This is a genomic window from Streptomyces sp. NPDC014727, assembly GCF_043083485.1.
In the GTDB taxonomy this organism is placed as follows: Bacteria; Actinomycetota; Actinomycetes; order Streptomycetales; family Streptomycetaceae; genus Streptomyces.
Map to the genome: position 1 here is coordinate 1 of NZ_JBIBYR010000018.1, position 18241 is coordinate 18241.

15 protein-coding genes are annotated in these 18241 nt (G+C 70.5%); 4 read left to right on the top strand and 11 right to left on the bottom strand.

Going from position 1 to position 18241, the window contains the following annotated elements; all coding sequences use genetic code 11:
* The 7 genes from ACF1B9_RS25520 to ACF1B9_RS25550 all read right to left on the bottom strand — a co-directional run.
* Nucleotides 1-164, bottom strand: a 164-nt coding sequence (locus ACF1B9_RS25520) for a flavodoxin-dependent (E)-4-hydroxy-3-methylbut-2-enyl-diphosphate synthase (RefSeq protein WP_362209164.1), incomplete at its 3' end; no start/stop codon positions are given.
* A gap of 180 nt (nucleotides 165-344) precedes the next feature.
* Entirely contained in the window at nucleotides 345-1655 is a 1311-nt protein-coding gene (locus ACF1B9_RS25525; protein ID WP_391742935.1) for a M50 family metallopeptidase, read from the bottom strand.
* Complete coding sequence (gene dxr, locus ACF1B9_RS25530; RefSeq protein WP_391742934.1) at nucleotides 1652-2905, bottom strand: 1-deoxy-D-xylulose-5-phosphate reductoisomerase; 1254 nt, start codon at nucleotides 2903-2905, stop codon at nucleotides 1652-1654. Before dxr ends, ACF1B9_RS25525 begins: the two co-directional genes overlap by 4 nt.
* A 153-nt stretch (nucleotides 2906-3058) precedes the next feature.
* Entirely contained in the window at nucleotides 3059-5005 is a 1947-nt protein-coding gene (locus tag ACF1B9_RS25535) for an acyl-CoA dehydrogenase family protein (RefSeq protein WP_391742933.1), read from the bottom strand.
* A 472-nt stretch (nucleotides 5006-5477) separates the two neighbouring features.
* The gene (locus tag ACF1B9_RS25540; RefSeq protein ID WP_391742931.1) at nucleotides 5478-5807 is read right to left on the bottom strand and encodes a hypothetical protein; all 330 of its coding nucleotides are present in this window, start codon (nucleotides 5805-5807) and stop codon (nucleotides 5478-5480) included.
* A gap of 330 nt (nucleotides 5808-6137) precedes the next feature.
* Nucleotides 6138-7088, bottom strand: a complete 951-nt coding sequence (locus ACF1B9_RS25545; protein WP_391742929.1) for an N-acetylmuramoyl-L-alanine amidase — start codon at nucleotides 7086-7088, stop codon at nucleotides 6138-6140.
* Nucleotides 7089-7346, bottom strand: a complete 258-nt coding sequence (locus ACF1B9_RS25550) for a hypothetical protein (RefSeq protein WP_391742927.1) — start codon at nucleotides 7344-7346, stop codon at nucleotides 7089-7091.
* A gap of 492 nt (nucleotides 7347-7838) precedes the next feature.
* On the opposite strand from ACF1B9_RS25550, the gene ACF1B9_RS25555 reads away from it, so the two are divergent.
* The 3 genes from ACF1B9_RS25555 to ACF1B9_RS25565 all read left to right on the top strand — a co-directional run bounded on the left by ACF1B9_RS25555 (nucleotide 7839) and on the right by ACF1B9_RS25565 (nucleotide 9982).
* Complete coding sequence (locus ACF1B9_RS25555) at nucleotides 7839-8012, top strand: hypothetical protein (protein WP_391742925.1); 174 nt, start codon at nucleotides 7839-7841, stop codon at nucleotides 8010-8012.
* 487 nt (nucleotides 8013-8499) lie between these two features.
* Nucleotides 8500-8583, top strand: coding sequence for a cittilin family RiPP precursor (locus ACF1B9_RS25560; RefSeq protein WP_358943971.1), 84 nt, complete (start codon nucleotides 8500-8502; stop codon nucleotides 8581-8583).
* Between the two features lie 82 nt (nucleotides 8584-8665).
* Nucleotides 8666-9982: a cytochrome P450 gene (locus ACF1B9_RS25565; protein WP_391742924.1), complete on the top strand. Its 1317-nt coding sequence runs from the start codon at nucleotides 8666-8668 to the stop codon at nucleotides 9980-9982.
* A gap of 329 nt (nucleotides 9983-10311) precedes the next feature.
* Here the strand turns inward: ACF1B9_RS25565 and ACF1B9_RS25570 are convergent, their stop codons facing one another.
* From ACF1B9_RS25570 to ACF1B9_RS25585, 4 genes are all read right to left on the bottom strand, one after another.
* Entirely contained in the window at nucleotides 10312-10617 is a 306-nt protein-coding gene (locus ACF1B9_RS25570) for a hypothetical protein (protein ID WP_391742923.1), read from the bottom strand.
* Between the two features lie 213 nt (nucleotides 10618-10830).
* On the bottom strand, nucleotides 10831-12276 hold the full coding sequence (locus ACF1B9_RS25575; RefSeq protein WP_391742922.1) for an aldehyde dehydrogenase family protein: 1446 nt from the start codon (nucleotides 12274-12276) through the stop codon (nucleotides 10831-10833).
* A 159-nt stretch (nucleotides 12277-12435) separates the two neighbouring features.
* Nucleotides 12436-14025, bottom strand: coding sequence for a PucR family transcriptional regulator (locus ACF1B9_RS25580; protein ID WP_391742919.1), 1590 nt, complete (start codon nucleotides 14023-14025; stop codon nucleotides 12436-12438).
* A gap of 123 nt (nucleotides 14026-14148) precedes the next feature.
* Nucleotides 14149-16542: an ATP/GTP-binding protein gene (locus ACF1B9_RS25585; RefSeq protein WP_391742917.1), complete on the bottom strand. Its 2394-nt coding sequence runs from the start codon at nucleotides 16540-16542 to the stop codon at nucleotides 14149-14151.
* 299 nt (nucleotides 16543-16841) lie between these two features.
* Here ACF1B9_RS25585 and gabT point away from each other — a divergent pair, with 299 nt between their 5' ends.
* A complete protein-coding gene (gabT, locus tag ACF1B9_RS25590) occupies nucleotides 16842-18182 on the top strand; it encodes a 4-aminobutyrate--2-oxoglutarate transaminase (RefSeq protein ID WP_391742916.1) in 1341 nt (446 codons plus the stop codon).
* The last annotated feature ends 59 nt before the right edge of the window (nucleotides 18183-18241 follow it).

Sequence of the window (18241 nt, forward strand, 5' to 3'; positions counted from 1 at the left end):
TGCAACGTCGCACCCACGTCCGACGTACGCGTCGTGGTCATCGACTGCACCGACACCGGCGCATCCCCGCCCACCGCCACCGACCCGACCTGGATCTTTCGACTGACCCTCCGGTCGGCGAGCTTGGTCGGAACGGACGGAATTCCGAGAGAAATCGCAGTCATGCGCTGAGCATCCCCAAGGTGTGGATCGAGGTCCCGAGATCGGCGGGCTCCGGGCTTCGAGGTTACGTCACCGGCGGCGGCCCGGCGCACACCGCGTCCGGGAGCACCGCGCGGAGGGCGGGCCCGGACACACGCTGTGTGCCGGGCCGTCACCCTTGGTTCACCGGACCGGTCGGCAGATCAGGAGATCTTGACCGGATTGACGATGTCGGCGACCAGCACGAGCAGCGTGAAGCAGATGAAGACGCCCGCGACGACATAGGCGACCGGCATCAGCTTGGCCACGTCGAAGGGGCCCGGGTCGGGGCGCTTGAAGACCCGTGCCACATTGCGGCGCAGGGCCTCCCAGAGCGCTCCGGCGATGTGCCCGCCGTCGAGCGGCAGCAGGGGCAGCATGTTGAAGAGGAACAGCGAGAGGTTGAAGCCGGCCAGCAGGAACAGCATCATCGCGATCTGGTTCTGCGCCGGTACGTCCAGCGTCATCACCTCGCCGCCGATCCTGGCCGCGCCGACGACGCCCACCGGGGAGTCGGCCGCTCGCGGGGCGTCGCCGAAAGCGGCGTTCCACAGGTCCGGGATCTTGGACGGGAGGGCGATGATCGAGTCGACGCCGTTCTCGATCATGTCTCCCATGCGGACGACCGAGTCGCCGAAGGAGAGCGGGACGATCTCGGTCTGTGCGGCGAAGCCGAGGTAGCCGGCCGGGACGAACTTCCCGGGGACCACCTCGCCCTTGGAGTCCTTCTTGGCCACCGAGTTCTCCTGGAGCACGGCGTGGAGGGTCTTCTCCTGGCCGTCGCGCAGGACGGTGATGGTGGCGGGGCCGATGGTGTCGCGGATCTTGTCGGAGAGCGTGGCCCAGTCGTCGACCTTCCGGCCGTCGAAGGCGACGATCCTGTCGCCCTTCTTCAGTCCCGCGGCCTGTGCGGGCGAGACCGGGTCGGACTTCTTGCAGGTGTCGCGATTCTCGCTCTGGGCGATCACGCACTTCTGGACCCCCGCCACCTCGGTGGTCTGGGTCTGGAACCCGAAGGTCATCGCCACGCCGAGGAAGATCGCGACGGCGAGGACCAAATTCATGAACGGTCCGGCGAACATCACGATGACGCGCTTCCACGGCTTGCGCGTGTAGAAGAGCCGCTTCTCGTCACCGGGTTCGAGTTCTTCGAAGGCGGCCGATCTGGCGTCCTCGATCATGCCGCGCCACGGGGAAGTGGACCGCGCCTCCAGACGCCCGTCCGGTCCCGGCGGGAACATGCCGATCATGCGGATGTAGCCGCCGGCCGGGATGGCCTTGATCCCGTACTCGGTGTCGCCCTTCTTCCGCGACCAGATCGTCGGCCCGAAGCCGACCATGTACTGGGGAACGCGGATGCCGAAGAGCTTCGCGGTCGACAGGTGTCCGAGCTCGTGCCAGGCGATGGAGAACAGCAGGCCGATGACGAAGACGACGATGCCCAGAATCGTCAACAGGACCGTCGTAATACTCATGCGCGCGCCTCCGCTGTCGCTTTCGCCGAGAGTTCACGGGCCCGGGCGCGTGCCCAGGTCTCCGCTTCGAGGACGTCTGCGACCGTGAGCGAAGTTCCCGTGGCGGGGGTGCCGTGTTCGGCGACCACCGCCGTGACCGTATCCATGATTCCGTTGAACGGCAGCAGTCCTGCCAGGAATGCGTCGACACATTCCTCGTTCGCGGCGTTGAACACGGCCGGGGCGGTGGCGCCGAGCGTGCCCACGTGCCTGGCGAGCCCCACGGACGGAAAGGCCTCGCCGTCCAGGGGGAAGAACTCCCAGCTGGACGCCTCCGACCAGTCGAAGGCGGGTGCGGCGTCCGGGACGCGCTGGGGCCAGCCGAGGCCGATGGCGATCGGGCCCCGCATGTCGGGGGGCGTGGCCTGGGCGAGGGTGGAGCCGTCGGTGAATTCCACCATGGAATGGACGTATGACTGGGGGTGGACCACGACCTCGATCCGGTCGAACGGGATGTCGTAGAGGAGATGCGCCTCGATGACCTCCAGTCCCTTGTTGACCAGGGTGGCCGAGTTGATCGTGATGACCGGTCCCATGGCCCAGGTCGGGTGGGCGAGGGCCTGTTCGCGTGTGACGTCCGCCAGCTCGCTCTTCGTCCGTCCCCGGAAGGGGCCGCCGGAGGCGGTGACGACGAGCTTGCGTACGTCGGCGCGGGTGCCGGCGCCCAGTGCCTGGAAGAGCGCGGCGTGCTCGGAGTCGACCGGGATGATCTGGCCGGGCTTCGCCAGCGCCTTGACCAGCGGACCGCCGACGATCAACGACTCCTTGTTGGCCAGGGCGAGCGTGCGGCCCGCCTCCAGCGCGGCGAGCGTGGGGGCGAGTCCGATCGAGCCGGTGATTCCGTTGAGCACGGTGTGGCAGTGGCTCGCCGCCAGCTGCGCGGCGGCGTCCGGCCCGGCCAGGATCTCGGGGAGCGGCTCGCCCGTCCCGTACTGCTCGCGCAGCGCCTCCCTGAGCGCGGGTACGGCGTCCGGTGCGGCGACGGCCACGGTGCGCACCCGCAGTTGCCGCGCCTGCTCGGCGAGGAGGGCGACCCGTCCGCCCGCGGCGGAGAGTCCGGTGACGCGGAAGCGGTCGGGGTTGCGCAGCACCAGGTCGATCGCCTGGGTGCCGATGGAACCGGTGGAGCCGAGGATGACGAGATCCCGGCGGCCTTCCGCGGCGTCGAAGACGAGGTGCGGGTCGGCGAGGGGGGCAGGGCTGTCGCTCATGCCCCCATTGTTGCCGCATCGGCTGTGGGTGTGGACAGTGCGTCCCCGCGCCGGGCCGACGTGGCCCGCCCGCACGCACGTCGGCCGTGCCCCGCCCGGTGGGGCGGGATACGGCCGACGCGGGGGCGCGTGCCCGCCCGGGTGGACAACGGGTCAGTGAATGGGCCGGTGGACATCGTCCCGGGTGGCCGGCCCCGGGGTGGCGTCGGCGATCCATGGTCCTTCGCCGCTCGGGTCGATGATGCCGTCCTCCAGCCAGGTGTACGCGCCGGACAGCACGCCGTCGACCATGCGCCGGTCCAGGTCGTCGGTGTTGGACCACAGGCGGGTGAAGAGCTCTTCGACCCGGACACGGGACTGGTGGCAGAAGACGTCGGCGAGCCGGTACGCCTCGCGGCCGTGGTCGCCGGAGGAGCGCAGCAGTTCGGCGCGGACACAGGCGGCGCTCATCGCGAAGAGTTCCGCGCCGATGTCGACGATCCTGCCGAGGAAGCCCTGCTTGGTCTCCATCCGGCCCTGCCAGCGCGACATGGCGTAGAAGGTGGAGCGCGCGAGCTTGCGGGCGGAACGTTCGACATAGCGCAGGTGGGTGGACAGGTCCGGGTGCCCGGCCGGGTTGAACTCGCCGTAGGTACGCGGGAGTTGTCCCGGCCCCGCGACGAGCTTGGGCAGCCAGCGGGCGTAGAAGCCGGCCGCGTTGGCGCCCGCTCGCGCCTTGGCCGAGAGGGGCTTGTCGGGGTCGATGATGTCTCCGGCGACCTTCAGATGGGCGTCGACGGCCTCACGCGCGATCAGCAGGTGCATGATCTCGGTGGAGCCCTCGAAGATCCGGTTGATCCGCAGGTCGCGCAGGAGTTGTTCGGCGGGTACGGCCCGTTCGCCGCGGGCGGCGAGGGACGCGGCGGTCTCGAAGCCCCGGCCGCCCCGGATCTGGACCAGTTCATCGGCCATCAGACAGCCCATCTCGGAGCCGTACAGCTTGGCGAGAGCGGCCTCGATACGGATGTCGTTGCGGTTCTCGTCCGCCATCTGGGAGGAGAGGTCGACCACCGCTTCCAGCGCGAAGGTGGTCGCGGCGATGAAGGAGATCTTGGCGCCGACGGCCTCGTGCCGGGCGACCGGCCTGCCCCACTGCTCGCGCACCGCCGACCACTCGCGGGCGATCTTCAGGCACCATTTCCCGGCGCCGACGCACATGGCGGGCAGCGAGAGCCGTCCCGTGTTGAGCGTGGTGAGGGCGATCTTGAGCCCCGCACCCTCGGGGCCGATGCGGTTGGCGGCGGGGACCCGGACACGGTGGAAGCGGGTGACGCCGTTCTCGAGGCCGCGCAGGCCCATGAAGGCGTTGCGGTTCTCGACGGTGATGCCCGGGGAGTCCGCCTCGACGACGAAGGCCGTGATGCCGCCCTTGTGACCGTCCGACTTCGGGACACGGGCCATCACGACGAGCAGGTCGGCGACGACGCCGTTGGTCGTCCACAGCTTCACACCGTCGAGGATGTAGTCCGCCCCCGCCGGAACGGCCGAGGTGGCGAGCCGGGCCGGGTCGGATCCGACGTCCGGTTCGGTGAGCAGGAACGCCGAGATGTCGGTACTGGCCAGCCGGGGCAGGAAGGCGTCCTTCTGTTCCTGGCTGCCGAAGAGCTTCAGCGGCTGCGGCACACCGATGGACTGGTGGGCGGAGAGCAGCGCACCGATGGCGGGGCTGGCGGAGCCGACCAGGGCGAGGGCCTTGTTGTAGTAGACCTGGGTCAGGCCCAGCCCGCCGTACTTCGGCTCGATCTTCATCCCGAGCGCGCCGAGCTCCTTGAGGCCGTTGATCACCTCGTCGGGGATCCTGGCCTCACGCTCGATCAGGGCGCTGTCGATGCTGGTCTCGCAGAAGGCGCGCAGCCGGGCGAGGAAGGCCTCGCCGCGCCGGACGTCGTCCGCGGGCGGCAGCGGATGCGGATGGATCAGGTCGAGCCGGAAGCGGCCGAGGAAGAGTTCCTTGGCGAAACTCGGCTTGCGCCAGTCCTGTTCGCGCGCGGCCTCGGCCACTTGGCGCGCTTCACGCTCGGTGACCTTGGGCGTGTTCTTCGGGGCGGATGGTGCGGACATGAGGAGCTCACCTCGCCGCGTCGTGGGATGGGCGGACACGGCCGGAACGCGCGGAGGCATGCGCGCCTGCCGAGCCGTACCAACCGGTGCTACTTGTCCTGATGTACCCGATTCCCGGCACGCCCACCATCCCCGGAACGCCGATCGGGTCGACAGCCACTCCACTGGCCAGCCCCGCGGTGACACGACGGCCGGGCCGTGGTCGGGGCGGAGAAGCGGGAACGACCGGAGCCCCGCACGGTGGGCCCCTCACACCGCCCTGACCTGCAGGTCTCCTCTGGCCTGCACGAAAGCCCGCGTCCTGCGCGATCGCCTCGCCGTGATGTCGGAGAGCAGGGAGCTTCCGGCACGCGCGCGCCGGGAGCCAAAGAGCATCCGGTACGCACTCCGCCTCGCCCAGGCGTGGGAGGAGTCCGGGGTGGCAGACGGCCTGTCCGCGGTGGCGAGATTCCTGTACGAAGGCGCCACGGGCTCAGGGCGTGCCGTTGCCCTGTCGGTTACCGCCCGTGCGCCGGCTCAGCGTCATCAGGACGAGACCGGTCAGCAGAAGCGCGCTGCCCGGCAGGCTCCCCCACCCCCGGATGTCGGGGCCGAGGATGTCGGGGTCGTTGAGCACCAGCAGAAAGACCAGCTGCCAGCACAGAGCGAAGGCAGCCACCAACTGGGCCCAGCCGTAGACGCGCGGGCGGCGGACCAGTCGCCGGTTCACCGGGAGCACCCAGCCACGGGTGACCGCCGCAACGCCGGAGGCGGCAATGAGCAACGCCGACAGAGCAAGAAATATGGCGATGCAGAGCTTCATGGTCCCTCCCTGCGCGCCGGACCCGCGCCGGACGCCCGCATGATCATGGCACCCGCCGTGACGCGCGTCCACGCGCTTCCGGGCGACCTCGTGACCGGTCGGCCGAGCCCTGGTGACCCGGGTCAGAAGTCCCGCGCCGGATCAGGGATCGCCGGAGATCCCCCCTGCGGCTCCCCGACCATCGGACCCGAGGTGGCCCAGGCCCGATGGCCGGGGTCCGGCACACCGGTGGTGCCGGGGGGGCCGGGCCTCGCGTCCAGGGTCTGCGTGGCGTCCGTACAGGGCGCTCCGCCGTAGCAGCCCCGAACGCGGCCGCGAACATCGAGGCCGTCAGGCCTCCTTGGTGTTGATGTTGACGTCGATGACCGCGTTCTTGATGGCCGTCTCGACCGCGGCGACGATGGTCTCGGTGTCGGCGCCGGTGCCGACCTGCCCCGCGAGTGCGGTGATCGCGGCGGACTGGGCGGCCAGGGTCTTGTCCATGCGGCGGATGCGGGCCTGAACGTCCTTCAAGATGGACTGTGCCTGCCAGGTCGGATTCGTGCTGTGGTCCGCGGCGTCCGCCGGGCCGCCGATCGCATCGGTCTTCCACACGGCGTCGAAGATGTCCTTCTTGGTGATTCCTGCCATGGGGTCCTCCTCGTGGTCGGAGCCGGGGTTCCAGCTCGCGGGGTGCTTCAGCCGCTCGGCCACATCGGCGCGGAGCCCGGCCATGGTGAAGCCGCGGGGGTCGATCTTGTCGCTGGACCATTCCAGGTGGCCGATCACGGACTTCGCGGACCAGCCGTGCTTCCGGCAGAGCGCGGCCTGGACACGGACGATCGCGTCGTACTGGGCCTTGGGCCAGGGGTCCTTGCCGTCGCCGAGGTTCTCGCACTCCCACCCGTAGAACCTGCTGTTGCCGTCGACACCGTTGCTGTTGCCGCGGGTCGGTGGGGTCGGGCGGGTGCCGTAGGACTCGGATACGACCTGCTCCAGCACGCGAGGGTCGCCACCGCCCGCGTGATTGGCGCGGCCCCAGCCGACCATGTGCACACGGCCGTCCTTCGCGATCATCCCGTGGCACAGCGGTCCCGGCAGGGCTGCGTAGCCGTCCCGGACCATGGCCACGGTGGACGCGGTGCCCTTGGTGACCGTGTGGTGCACGATCGACCCGTTGACCGGTCCCCATGCCCCCTTCGAATTGCGGTTGTGCGTACGCCAGTTGCCGACCTCCACCACACGAACGCCCTCGGCGCGGAGGGCGGTGAGGACGGCAGCGGCTGTCAACGGAGTGGCCATTTATGCCTCCTGGTCACTGAGGGGAGGCAGGACGGCCCGGAAAGCCGTCCTGCCGGTGCTGATCAGCGCGAGTGCGGCGCAGGAGATGAGACAGGGATGCGTGTGAGCGATCTCGTCCTTCATCGGCTCGCACTTCCCTCCGCCCGCCGTCTTGAAGTCACGCCAGGCGTCGTGCAGTTGCTCGGCAGTCGCGCCTCGCCCCACGGCGGAGACGGACAGGATCTCCTGTGACGGTCTGCCAGGCGCGTTTCGCCTCATGGGCGACACGGGCGATCCCTTCGTTTCTGGCCATGACATTCCCCTCCAGCCTGCGTTGTACACAATGTTACGGAACCTCCCCTCGAAGCCGCTCGGCCCCCGTCGGTCTCCTCCACCAGACATCCTCAGCCCGGTACCAGGAACCGCCGAGCTGCACGTCGGCCTCGGCATGCACGCAACCGCCGGCCGTTCGCGGGCAGAACTGCCCGGTCGGGTCGAGGACGGCGAGCCGACGCGGACGGCGTCGTCGGCATCGACCTCGGTCACGGCGGCGCTCGTGACCCGTTCTCGATGGCCGCGGGCCTGGCCGTCGGCGAAGCCGCTGGTCCAGCAGAGGGTGTCGCAAAGTTCCCCCGACCGGCTCTCCGGACTCGCCGGTCAGGCGATCACAGGGTGGTCTGGGATGGCGCACCGCGACTGGAGCGGGCGCTGGACAAGTGCGGCCCGCGCCAAAAAGCCGGGCCCGGTTCACATCGAGAAGTGGAGAGCTCAATGCCTCACAGCGAGGGTCAGCGCGTCGAGTACCGGAACAACAACAACCAGACGTGCCAGGGCACGGTCCGGAACGTCCAGGGCCGCGGACAGAAAGCGATGTACACCATCGAGAACGAGCAGAACCGCCAGAAGGAAGAAGTCCCGGAAAGCCGGATCGAGCGGGATCTGTAGCAGCGACTCCGTCCCGACCCTACCCGGCCATGGGGCTGAGGCAGGGCACTGATATCGGGACGACGAGGGCTCCCGCGACTGAAGCACGGTCCGGTTGCGGGAGCCCTCGCAGCATTCGGCGACGGGGCCTGCACGGTGACTCCCGAAGCAGTTGACAAACGACTCCCCTCCTCATGCACAAAGCCGACATGGCCTGTGCACAAAGCCGACATGGCCTGATGCGAACGGTTGCCCCTCCGTCCCCCGCATGGGGTCAGAGACGTGGCAGAGCCGGGCGCCCCGCCCGCGCCCCGGCCGCCACCGGCCTTGGGTGGGTGGGTGTTCATTCTCTGTCCCTTCAGATCGAGCGGTGCACGATAGGGCCCAATAAGATTCTTTGTCCCCATATGAGAAAATGCCCTCTTGACGTGCATAAGTCAACGCCCATACCGTTTCGGCCGTTGGTGTCAACAGCGAACTGAGTGTATTCATCGGGAGGTATATCTCTATGCGTAAGCTCGTGCTCACCGGAGCCCTGTTCATGCGACTCACCCGCAAGGACCGACTGACCGCCCCGTATTCGTATTACTGATCGGCGCGGAAATTTGCTGCCGGGGTGTACGAGCGCTGCTCGCACACCCCGGTAATCCCGGAAAGGCGAAAGGCGGGGCGGGGTGGCAGGGAAAACGCTGGTGGACATACCGGGACCGACGGGCGACCGCGTGCTCGGAAATCTTCAAGAATTCAGCACCGATCCGCTCCGGTTTCTCACCGCATGCGCGAGGGAGTACGGGGACATCGTCCGCATCAGTCCGCGGAACGTCCTGCTCGCGAGCCCTGAGCACGTGGAACGCATGCTCGTCGACCGCAACGCCGATTTCGTCAAGCAAGGCCCCGAGACCCGGCGTGCGGGACGCAGGCAGAGCCTGCCGCTGTCCACCATGAGCGCTGACGGGGAGGACTGGAAGGCCAAGCGTCGGCGCATCCAGCCGGCCTTCGGCCGGGAACTGTCCGCGACGGCCGCCGCCGCCATGCGCGGGCAGGGTGAGCGGATGCTGGAGCAGTGGCGTCCGGGCCAGGTGCGGGACCTGCAGCAGGACGTGTCAGTGGTGACCCTGCGTCTGGTCACGGCTCTGATGTTCGGCGAGGAGTACACCGACTCGGAGGTCGCCGAAGTCGCCGGGATGGTAGTTCCGATCATGGAACTCTCCGCCTCACCGGTGGTGCTCCCCGAGTGGCTTCCCACCCGTCGCAAGCTGCAGATCCGCCGCAATCTCCGTCGGGTCGAACGGACTCTCGCCCGAGTCGCCGCCTCGGGCCGCGCAGCGGACCCGAAAGCCGCGCCCGTGCTGCACGCACTGCTCCACGGCACGCCGACGCCCACGTCGGCCGAGGTGAACGACGAACTGGCAACCCTGCTCATGGCCGGATACGAGACCACGAATGACGCCGTGGTGTGGGCCAGTGTCCTGCTCGCCCGAAATCCGGATGCGGCGGAGCGCGTGTACCGCGAAACGGAGAAAGCGCTCGCCGGGAATGCCACCGGGATGGCGCTCCTGGGCGAACTGCCGTACACCGACGCTGTTCTGCGGGAAAGCCTCCGGTTGTACTCACCGGTCTGGATGACCAGCCGGGACGCCCGTATCGATGTGAAGTTCTCGGACTACGTTGTTCCGGCCGGCACCACGGTTACGGTGAGTCAGTGGGTGAACCACCGCGACCCGCGGTACTGGAAGCAAGCCGGAGAATTCCGCCCGGAACGCTGGCTGGGGAAGGAGCCGACGGAAGTTCCACGCGGCTCCTACTTCCCCTTCGGACTCGGCCCGCGCACATGCTTCGGCGCCTCCCTCGCAGCAGTCGAGGCCGTCAGCCTGCTGGCCACTGTCTGGTCGCGCTTCCGCCTCCGCCTCGCGACCCCGGAGTCCGTCCGCCCTCGTCCAGCCCTCGCCCTGCAACCGCTGGACGCACGCTTCACGGTAGAGGCATGGTGATCGACGGGGATCTACAAGGCGAAGCGGGCCGCTCCCACACCAGTCGAATGGTGATCAGTTGATCGGTCGAGGCGGTGAGCCAGCCCGGGACCCGCTTGGCTGCATCAATAGTCATGCCCCACATGCGGTTTGCACCTGATGTGACTGGCCGCCAGGCAAGGGTCGGCCGCGCGGGACCGGCAGCTGATGGAGAACCGGGTCAGCCCCAGGGAGGAACGACGGGTGCGGCCGCGGACGCTGGGTAAGGCAGGCGCCATTGCGTCAGGCACTTCGGCGGCAACAGAAAGGCATCGAGTTTCCCCAGGTCCCCAGTGAGTAGGCGCCGTTGCCTACCTGGGCGATTCTTGAAGGAGGCCGTAGTTGCCGAGCCGCCACTTCGGGACCGCAACCCGTGTGACCTGACCCGGCTCCCGAGCAATGACGATCGGGGCGTCAGCGACGACGAGCCGAGCGACGACATGGAGTTCATGACTCCTGAAGAGGTCGCTGGTCTCGTCGAGTAAGACCTTGGCCGAGTCCTCGTCGTCGAAGCGCTCGGTCTGCCACCTATCGGACCGTGCGCCGCCGTCCTTCCACTTCACTTGGTAGCTGTGGATCTCCCCGGCCTGGTTCTTACGCGGAACGATGCTCGCCATGGCGGGAGACCAGCTCCGTTTTCCCACCGCTTTCCCAACCACCCTTTGAACCAGCCAAGATCCGGCAGTCTTCGCAGGTCGGAGTGCGAATACGCAGGAACGGCCGGTGCCCCCGCACAGTGGGCACCGGCCGTCTCTCTGCCGCCTGCTGTCGTGCTGTCCAAGGCGGATCACAGGCGACGCTGGTGGATCGGTTCGATCCGGTTCGCGGTCCTACAGGGCGAGGCCGGTGAGGACCAGCACGCGCTCGTAGGTGTAGTCGTCCATGGCGTAGCGGACGCCCTCGCGGCCGACGCCGGACTGCTTGGCGCCGCCGTACGGCATCTGGTCCGCGCGGTAGGAGGGGACGTCGCCGATGATCACGCCGCCGACCTCAAGGGCGCGGTGGGCGCGGAAGGCGGTCTGCAGGTCGTGCGTGAACACGCCTGCCTGCAGGCCGTACTTGGAGGAGTTGACCGCCGCGAACGCCTCGGCCTCGCCGTCCACCTTCTGCACGGAGAGCACCGGTCCGAAGACCTCCTCGCAGGAGAGGGTGACGCCGTCCGGGAGCTCGGCGAGCACGGTCGGGGCGTACGTGGCACCGTCCCGCTTGCCGCCGGTGAGGAGCTGGGCGCCGGCCTGCACGGCCTCGTCGACCCAGGACTCGACGCGCTTGGCGGCGTCCTCGCTGACCAGCGGGCCGACATCGGTGGCCGCGTCGGACGGGTCGCCGGTGACCTGGGCCTCGACGGCCGCGACGATCTTCGGGACGAGCCGGTCGTAGACCGAGGCGTCCGCGATGACGCGCTGCACGGAGATGCAGGACTGGCCGCCCTGGTAGTTGGAGAAGGTCGCGATGCGGTTCGCGGCCCAGTCCAGGTCCTGGTCGGAGGCGTAGTCGCCGAGGACGACCGCGGCGCCGTTGCCTCCGAGTTCCAGGGTGCAGTGCTTGCGCGGCACCGACTCCATGATCGAGTAGCCGACCGGGCCGGAACCGGTGAAGGAGATGACCGGCAGGCGCTCGTCCTGGACCAGGGCGGGCATCCGGTCGTTCGGGACCGTCAGCACGGACCACGAACCGGCCGGCAGGTCGGTCTCGGCCAGCAGCTCACCCAGGATCAGCGACGAGATCGGGGTGGCCGGGGCCGGCTTCAGGATGATCGGGGCACCGACGGCGATGGCCGGGGCCACCTTGTGGGCGCTCAGGTTCAGCGGGAAGTTGAACGGCGCGATGCCGAGGACCGTGCCGCGCGGGAAGCGTCGGGTCAGACCGAGACGGCCGGTGCCGCCCGCGTCGGTGTCGAGGCGCTGGGCGTCGCCGCCGTTGAAGCGACGGGCCTCCTCGGAGGCGAACCGGAACACGGAGACGGCACGGCCGACCTCACCACGGGCCCACTTGATGGGCTTGCCGTTCTCCGCGGAGATCAGCTGGGCGATCTCCTCGGTGCGCTCCACCAGACGCCGTACGACGTGGTCGAGTGCGGCGGCCCGGACGTGCGCCGGGGTCGCGGCGAACTCCTCGCGCACGGCGTGCGCGGCCGCGACGGCCTCCTCGATCTGCGCGTCGGTCGGCACGCTGACGGTGCCGACGAGACGGCCGTCCCAGGGGTTGGTGACGTCGAAGCTGTCCTCGCCGGTGGCCTGGCGGCCGGCGAGCCAGAAGGCGTGGGTGGAAGTCATGGCGGTCCGGCCCTTCGAAGTCGTGGGGTGTGCTGCCCCCACCGTAGGGCCGCACGGCCGACCTGGCGTTTGTCCGAGGTGGAGCAGAGCACGACGGGGACACGCCGCTTTGTCGGATGCGCCGACGGGATCGCGGGGGCGGGGCCGTGCGAGCAGCGGTTACGGCTCCGGCGTCGCGGGGGAGCCCGTGGCCTTCAGGGCCAGCCACAGCTCCATCCGGACGTCCGGATCGTCCAGTGAGCGGCCCAGGATCTCCTCCACGCGACGCATCCGGTAGCGCAGGGTGTGGCGGTGGACGCCCAGGTCCGCCGCGGCCGCGTCCCACTGGCCGTGGTGGGCGAGCCAGGCCCGCAGCGAGGCCACCAGGTCGCCGCGGCCCTTGGCGTCGTGCTCGTGCAGGGCGCGGAGCATTCCGTCGGCGAAGGCCCGCACGGCGTCGTCCGCGAGCAGCGGGAGCACCGAACCTGCCGCCAGCTCCTCGTGCTCGACCAGTGCCCTGCCCCGGCGGCGGGCCACCGACAAGGCCTGTTCGGCCTGCTTGTACGCGGCGGAGACGGCGATGGGGCCCACCGGTGCCGACAGGCCCACGACCACCTGTGCCTCCTCCTCCGCCGTCGCCGGTTCGCGCGCGGGCCGTGCCTCCCGGGCCTCCTGCGCCTGCGCGTATGCCACGCAGGCGGCAACCGCCGCTCCGCCGTCCGCGGCCAGGACGACGAGCCGCTCGCCCTCGTCCACGCTCAGCAGGGCCTCTCCGGTCCGGAAGGCCGCCGCTTCCATCGCCTCGCCCAGCGACGCGGTCGCCGAGGGGGCCGACGCCTCCGCGATGAGCAGCCGGAACGGGGCGTCGAGCAGCCCCCCGTACAGATCCCCGGCGACGGCCCGCGCGTGGTCGGGCTGGCCGGCGAGCAGCATGCGCAGCACCGCCGCGCCCAGCCGCTGCTCCGCGCCCTGCAGGGACCGGGAGCGGGCGGTGGTCAGGGTCAACAGGGCGACCGCCGAGTGCACGGCGTACCGCTCGGCGGTACCCAGTGCCGCGCCGGTGCCGACGGCCAGCGCGCCCCGGACGCGGCGGCCGGTGCCCAGGGACTGGAGCTCGACCCGGTCGTCGCTGTCGCCGACGACCACGCTGGCCGGGGCGGGACGTTCCCGCAGCCGCTCCACGTCGGGGGTGAGCCGGGCGGCCCGGCGCGCGGCCCACTCAGGGGCCACGGCGACGACCGCGCCGGAGGCGTCGTACAGCGCGGCCCAGCCGTCGACGTGCGTGGCGAGCCGGCAGAGGAGTTCGCCGGGGCCGTCGCCCGCGAGCGCGGCCTTCGTCAGCTCCCGCTGGGCCTCGAACCCCGCTGTCACCGCCCGGTACTGATCGGCGGCGATCGCCGACGACACGGCCTTGGCGATGGCGAGGAACGGCGTGCGACGCGGCACTTCGAGGAGCGGCAGTCCCTCTTCCTCGGCGGCGTCGATCAGCGCCTGCGGCACGTCCTCGTAGTTGACGCCGACGGCGAACCCCAGCCCGACGACTCCGGCCCCGGCCAGCCGCCGCACGTACCGGCGCATCGCCTCGGGATTCTCGGCGTCGAGGTTGGTGGCGGTGACCAGCAGGAGCTCACCGCCCTCCATGTACGGGACGGGGTCGGTCAGCTCGCTGGCGTGGGCCCAGCGCACGGGCGCGTCGAGCCGGTCCGCCCCCGCACGCACCGTGAGTTTGAGCGCCGAATGCTGGACGAGCGAGGCGAGAGTAGGGGGCATGGGGACCGTGGGACCTCAGAAGTCGATTTTCGCCGTCCCGTATGAACGACTCCTCTCGATTCTGCCAGGGCGGCAGGGTCCGGGGTAACCGCTCGCACGCCGCGGGCCCCGCCCCCGCACCGCTCAGCCGTTCAGGTCCACCAGCAGGGGCGGCGCGTGCTCCCCCCGTACGGTCGTCAGGGACAGCACCGCGTGTCCGGCCGGTACCCGGTGGGCCAGCTCGGAGGCCGACCAGCGTTCCCGTTCGACCTGCCGCACGGTCACCGCGTCGGTGGTGACCGCCTTGCCGGTGACCAGTTTGCGGAAGGCGTGGATGGCCCGCGTCATGGGCTGGTCGGCGAAGACCGTGCGCTGGGTGACATCGCGGGTCTCGACCCACTCCGTCCCCCAGGCCTCGGCGAACTTCTTCCCGTCCCACGTCGTGATCCCGGAGAACGCCATCCGGCAGCCGACCGCGCCGAGCAGCGCCGTGTGCAACTGCTCCGGCACGTCGTCGAGGGTGCGCAGGGTGAGTACGGCCCCGGCGTGGGCGGAGCGCAGCCGCTGGATTCCGCGGACGGTGTCGGGCGTCAGGGTGTGGGTCGCGTCGTCGAGGACCAGACAGGCGAACAGGGAACGGTCGGTACGGACCGCGGCGCTCGCCGTGAACTGGGCGAGGACGAGGCGCGCCAGCACCCGGGACGCCTCGGTGTGGCCGCGTTCGGGCAGATCGATACGGACCCGGAGCGGGTGTTCCAGGGCCCGCGGCGAGAAGGGACGGGTCTTGCCCGTGGTGTCGAAGAACTCCGCGAAGGCCGGCCGGTCGAGCAGTGCCACCCGGTCGGCCAGAGCGGGGCCCGGGTCGCCGGGCGCACCGGACTGGCGTGCGCGGGCATCCAGCTCGCGCAGCATGCCGGGGTGTCCGCTCACGTCGAGCGCCTCCCGCAGAGCGGTGAGGGCCTCGGGCACCCCGTCCAGGAGTTCCCGCAGTTCCGGTACGGAGGGGAAGCGTCCGTGGGCTGCCCGGAACGGGCCGAGGAGCTGGGCGAGGGCCGTGGCGGCGCGCCTGCTGTCCACCTCGGGAAGGTCGCCGACCAGGCCCTCGGCGAGGACGGTCGCGGCCTCGTCGGGGTCGCTGGTGCCGCCGTACAGGTCGAGGTCGTGGACGGAGGACGCGTCGCCGATCTTGATGACGACGTCGAAGCCCTGGTCGCCGCCGAGCCGGGTACCGGCCGCACACACGGCGACGACGGCGGCCTGTCCGGCGAGCGCCTGCAGTGCGAGGGCCTCGACGACGGGCCGGATCAGTGCCCGGCTCTTGCCCGCTCCGGGCGGCCCGACGGCGAGCAGGGAGGTGCCCAGCAGTCCGGGGTCGAGGGCGACGCCGCTGCCGCGGCGGGCGTACGGATTGCGTTCGCCGTCCTCGACGGCGCCGAGCCTGACCTGCTGGACCAGCAGATCGTGCCGGGCGGCGCGGACCGGGAGGTCGCGTGCGCCGGAGGGGTGGGCGCAGGCGGCGGAGCCGTTGCGCAGCACGGTGTCGGCGAAGGCGGAGAGCCGGGAGTGGTCGGCGCGCACGGAGGTCCAGGCGCGGCGGATACGGACGTAGTCGACGTCGTTCATCCGCCCGGACCGGGTCTCCTTGGCGAGCTCGGCGGCGACCCGCTGTTGTCCGGCGGCGCGCAGATCGGGCCATTCGGCCGGGTCGTCCTCGCCGCCCACCTCGACGGCGTCCGTTCCGCCGGGCGCGGTCGGCTTCGACGGGTCATGCTGTTCCCGGCCCGGTGCCGGCCGCGCGGGCCTGCGGGAGCGCCATGCCTCGGCCCAGCGTCCGAGCCTGGCGAACGGCCACACGATCACCAGGGTGAGCAGGACGTACAGTCCGTAGCTGATCACCGGGGACAGCGGCCGGTCGGGTCCCAGCCACGAGCCGGGAACCAGGCCGAAGGCCAGTCCCATCCCGGGCACCGTCCCGTTCCAGACGAGGATCCAGACCAGCAGCGCGCCGATCGCCGCGCCGCCCGCCCGCGCCGCGGCTCCCCTGGCCGCGACGCACCGTTCGAAGGCGGTCGGCCAGTTGCCCAGGCGGCCGAATCCGTAGACGAGGCCCCCGATGATCAGCAGGCGGTAGATGTCGAGCGCGCGGACAGCTCCACGCGTCTGCGGCCGGTCGTCGAACGGCCCCCACCAGTCGCCGGGGGTGAAGAGCTTCAGCGGAACCCGCCAGTACGGGATGTAGTTGTTGCGCAGGAGCGACCAGACGAGGACGCAGGCCAGCAGCGAGATCACCGCGCCGCTCACCAGCGCGCGGTCCGGGGGGCGCTCCTTCTCCTCGGCGGGCCGGGGGGTGTGGCCGAGCCGCCAGACACCGGGTTCCGCGGCGGGCCTCGGGGTGCGGAGCCAGTCCCCCAGGGAGGGGCCGGACGCCGGGGCGTATCCCGGCCTCGGGGGCAGTTCGGGCGGTGGCGGGCCGGCCGGGCGCGGCACCGGTGGACCGGAGCGGGTGCCGCGCGAGTCGTACGTGCCCTCGGTGTCCATGTGCTGTCCCTCGTCCCCTGACCAGCGCCGACCGGTAACTCCGGGCGCCTGCGCCCGAAGTCATCAATCTAGTGCCCCGTGCCACCCCGTCGGACGCGGTCCGGCGGGATGTCTTCGGCGCGCCCGGGGAGCCGTCGTCCCGTCCGCGCACCGCCGCGGCCCGGCCCCGAACCCCCTCGCTATGTCCGTGACGGACAACCGCGTCCGGCCACCACTCCCGAACGGAACATGCCGGACCCCGGGCCCCGCCCATAGCCTGCAGACAGAGAAGCGTCCGAAACACCCCACAGGAGCCCCTCATGACCGCAATTCCGCAGGAGCGCCGCGTCGTCACTGCCATTCCCGGCCCGAAGTCGGTGGAGCTGCAGGCCCGCCGCCTCTCGACGGTGGCCGCAGGTGTGGGCTCCACCCTGCCGGTGTTCACCGCCCGCGCCGGTGGCGGGATCATCGAGGACGTGGACGGCAACCGCCTGATCGACCTCGGTTCCGGCATCGCCGTGACCTCGGTCGGCGCCTCCGCCGAGGCCGTCGTACGCCGTGCGTCCGCGCAGCTCGCCGACTTCACCCACACCTGCTTCATGGTCACGCCGTACGAGGGGTACGTCGAGGTCTGTGAGCAGCTCGCCGAGCTGACGCCGGGCGACCACGCCAAGAAGTCCGCGCTGTTCAACTCGGGCGCCGAGGCCGTCGAGAACGCGGTGAAGATCGCCCGCATCTACACCAAGCGCTCCGCGGTCGTCGTCTTCGACCACGGCTACCACGGCCGCACCAACCTCACGATGGCGCTGACCGCCAAGAACATGCCGTACAAGCAGGGCTTCGGGCCGTTCGCGCCCGAGGTCTACCGGGTGCCGGTGGCGTACGGCTACCGCTGGCCGACCGGTGCCGAGAACGCCGGTGCGGAGGCGTCCGCCCAGGCCATCGACCAGATCACCAAGCAGATCGGCGCGGACAACGTCGCCGCGATCATCATCGAGCCGGTGCTCGGCGAGGGCGGCTTCATCGAGCCGGCCAAGGGCTTCCTCCCGGCGATCGCCCAGTTCGCCAAGGACAACGGCATCGTCTTCGTCGCCGACGAGATCCAGTCCGGCTTCTGCCGTACCGGCCAGTGGTTCGCCTGCGAGGACGAGGGCATCGTCCCGGACCTGATCACCACCGCCAAGGGCATCGCGGGCGGTCTCCCGCTCTCCGCCGTGACGGGCCGCGCCGAGATCATGGACGCCGCGCACTCCGGTGGCCTCGGTGGCACCTACGGCGGGAACCCGGTGGCCTGCGCGGGCGCGCTCGGCGCCATCGAGACGATGCGCGAGCGGAACCTGAACGCGAAGGCGAAGCGCATCGAGGAGGTCATGAAGGGCCGCCTCGCCGAGATGCAGGCGAAGCTGCCGAACGGCGATGTCATCGGTGACATCCGCGGCCGCGGCGCGATGATCGCGATCGAGCTGGTGAAGTCCGGCACGAAGGACCCGAACCCGGAGGCCACCGCCAAGCTCGCCAAGGCCTGCCACGCGGAGGGCGTGCTGGTCCTCACCTGCGGCACGTACGGCAACGTCCTGCGCTTCCTCCCGCCGCTGGTGATCGGCGAGGACCTGCTGAACGAGGCCCTCGACGTCATCGAGCAGGCTTTCGGCCAGATCTGATCTGTACGAACCCCCGGCGGTGGCGAAAGCCGCTCCGTCGGGGTTGCAGGGGGGTCGCG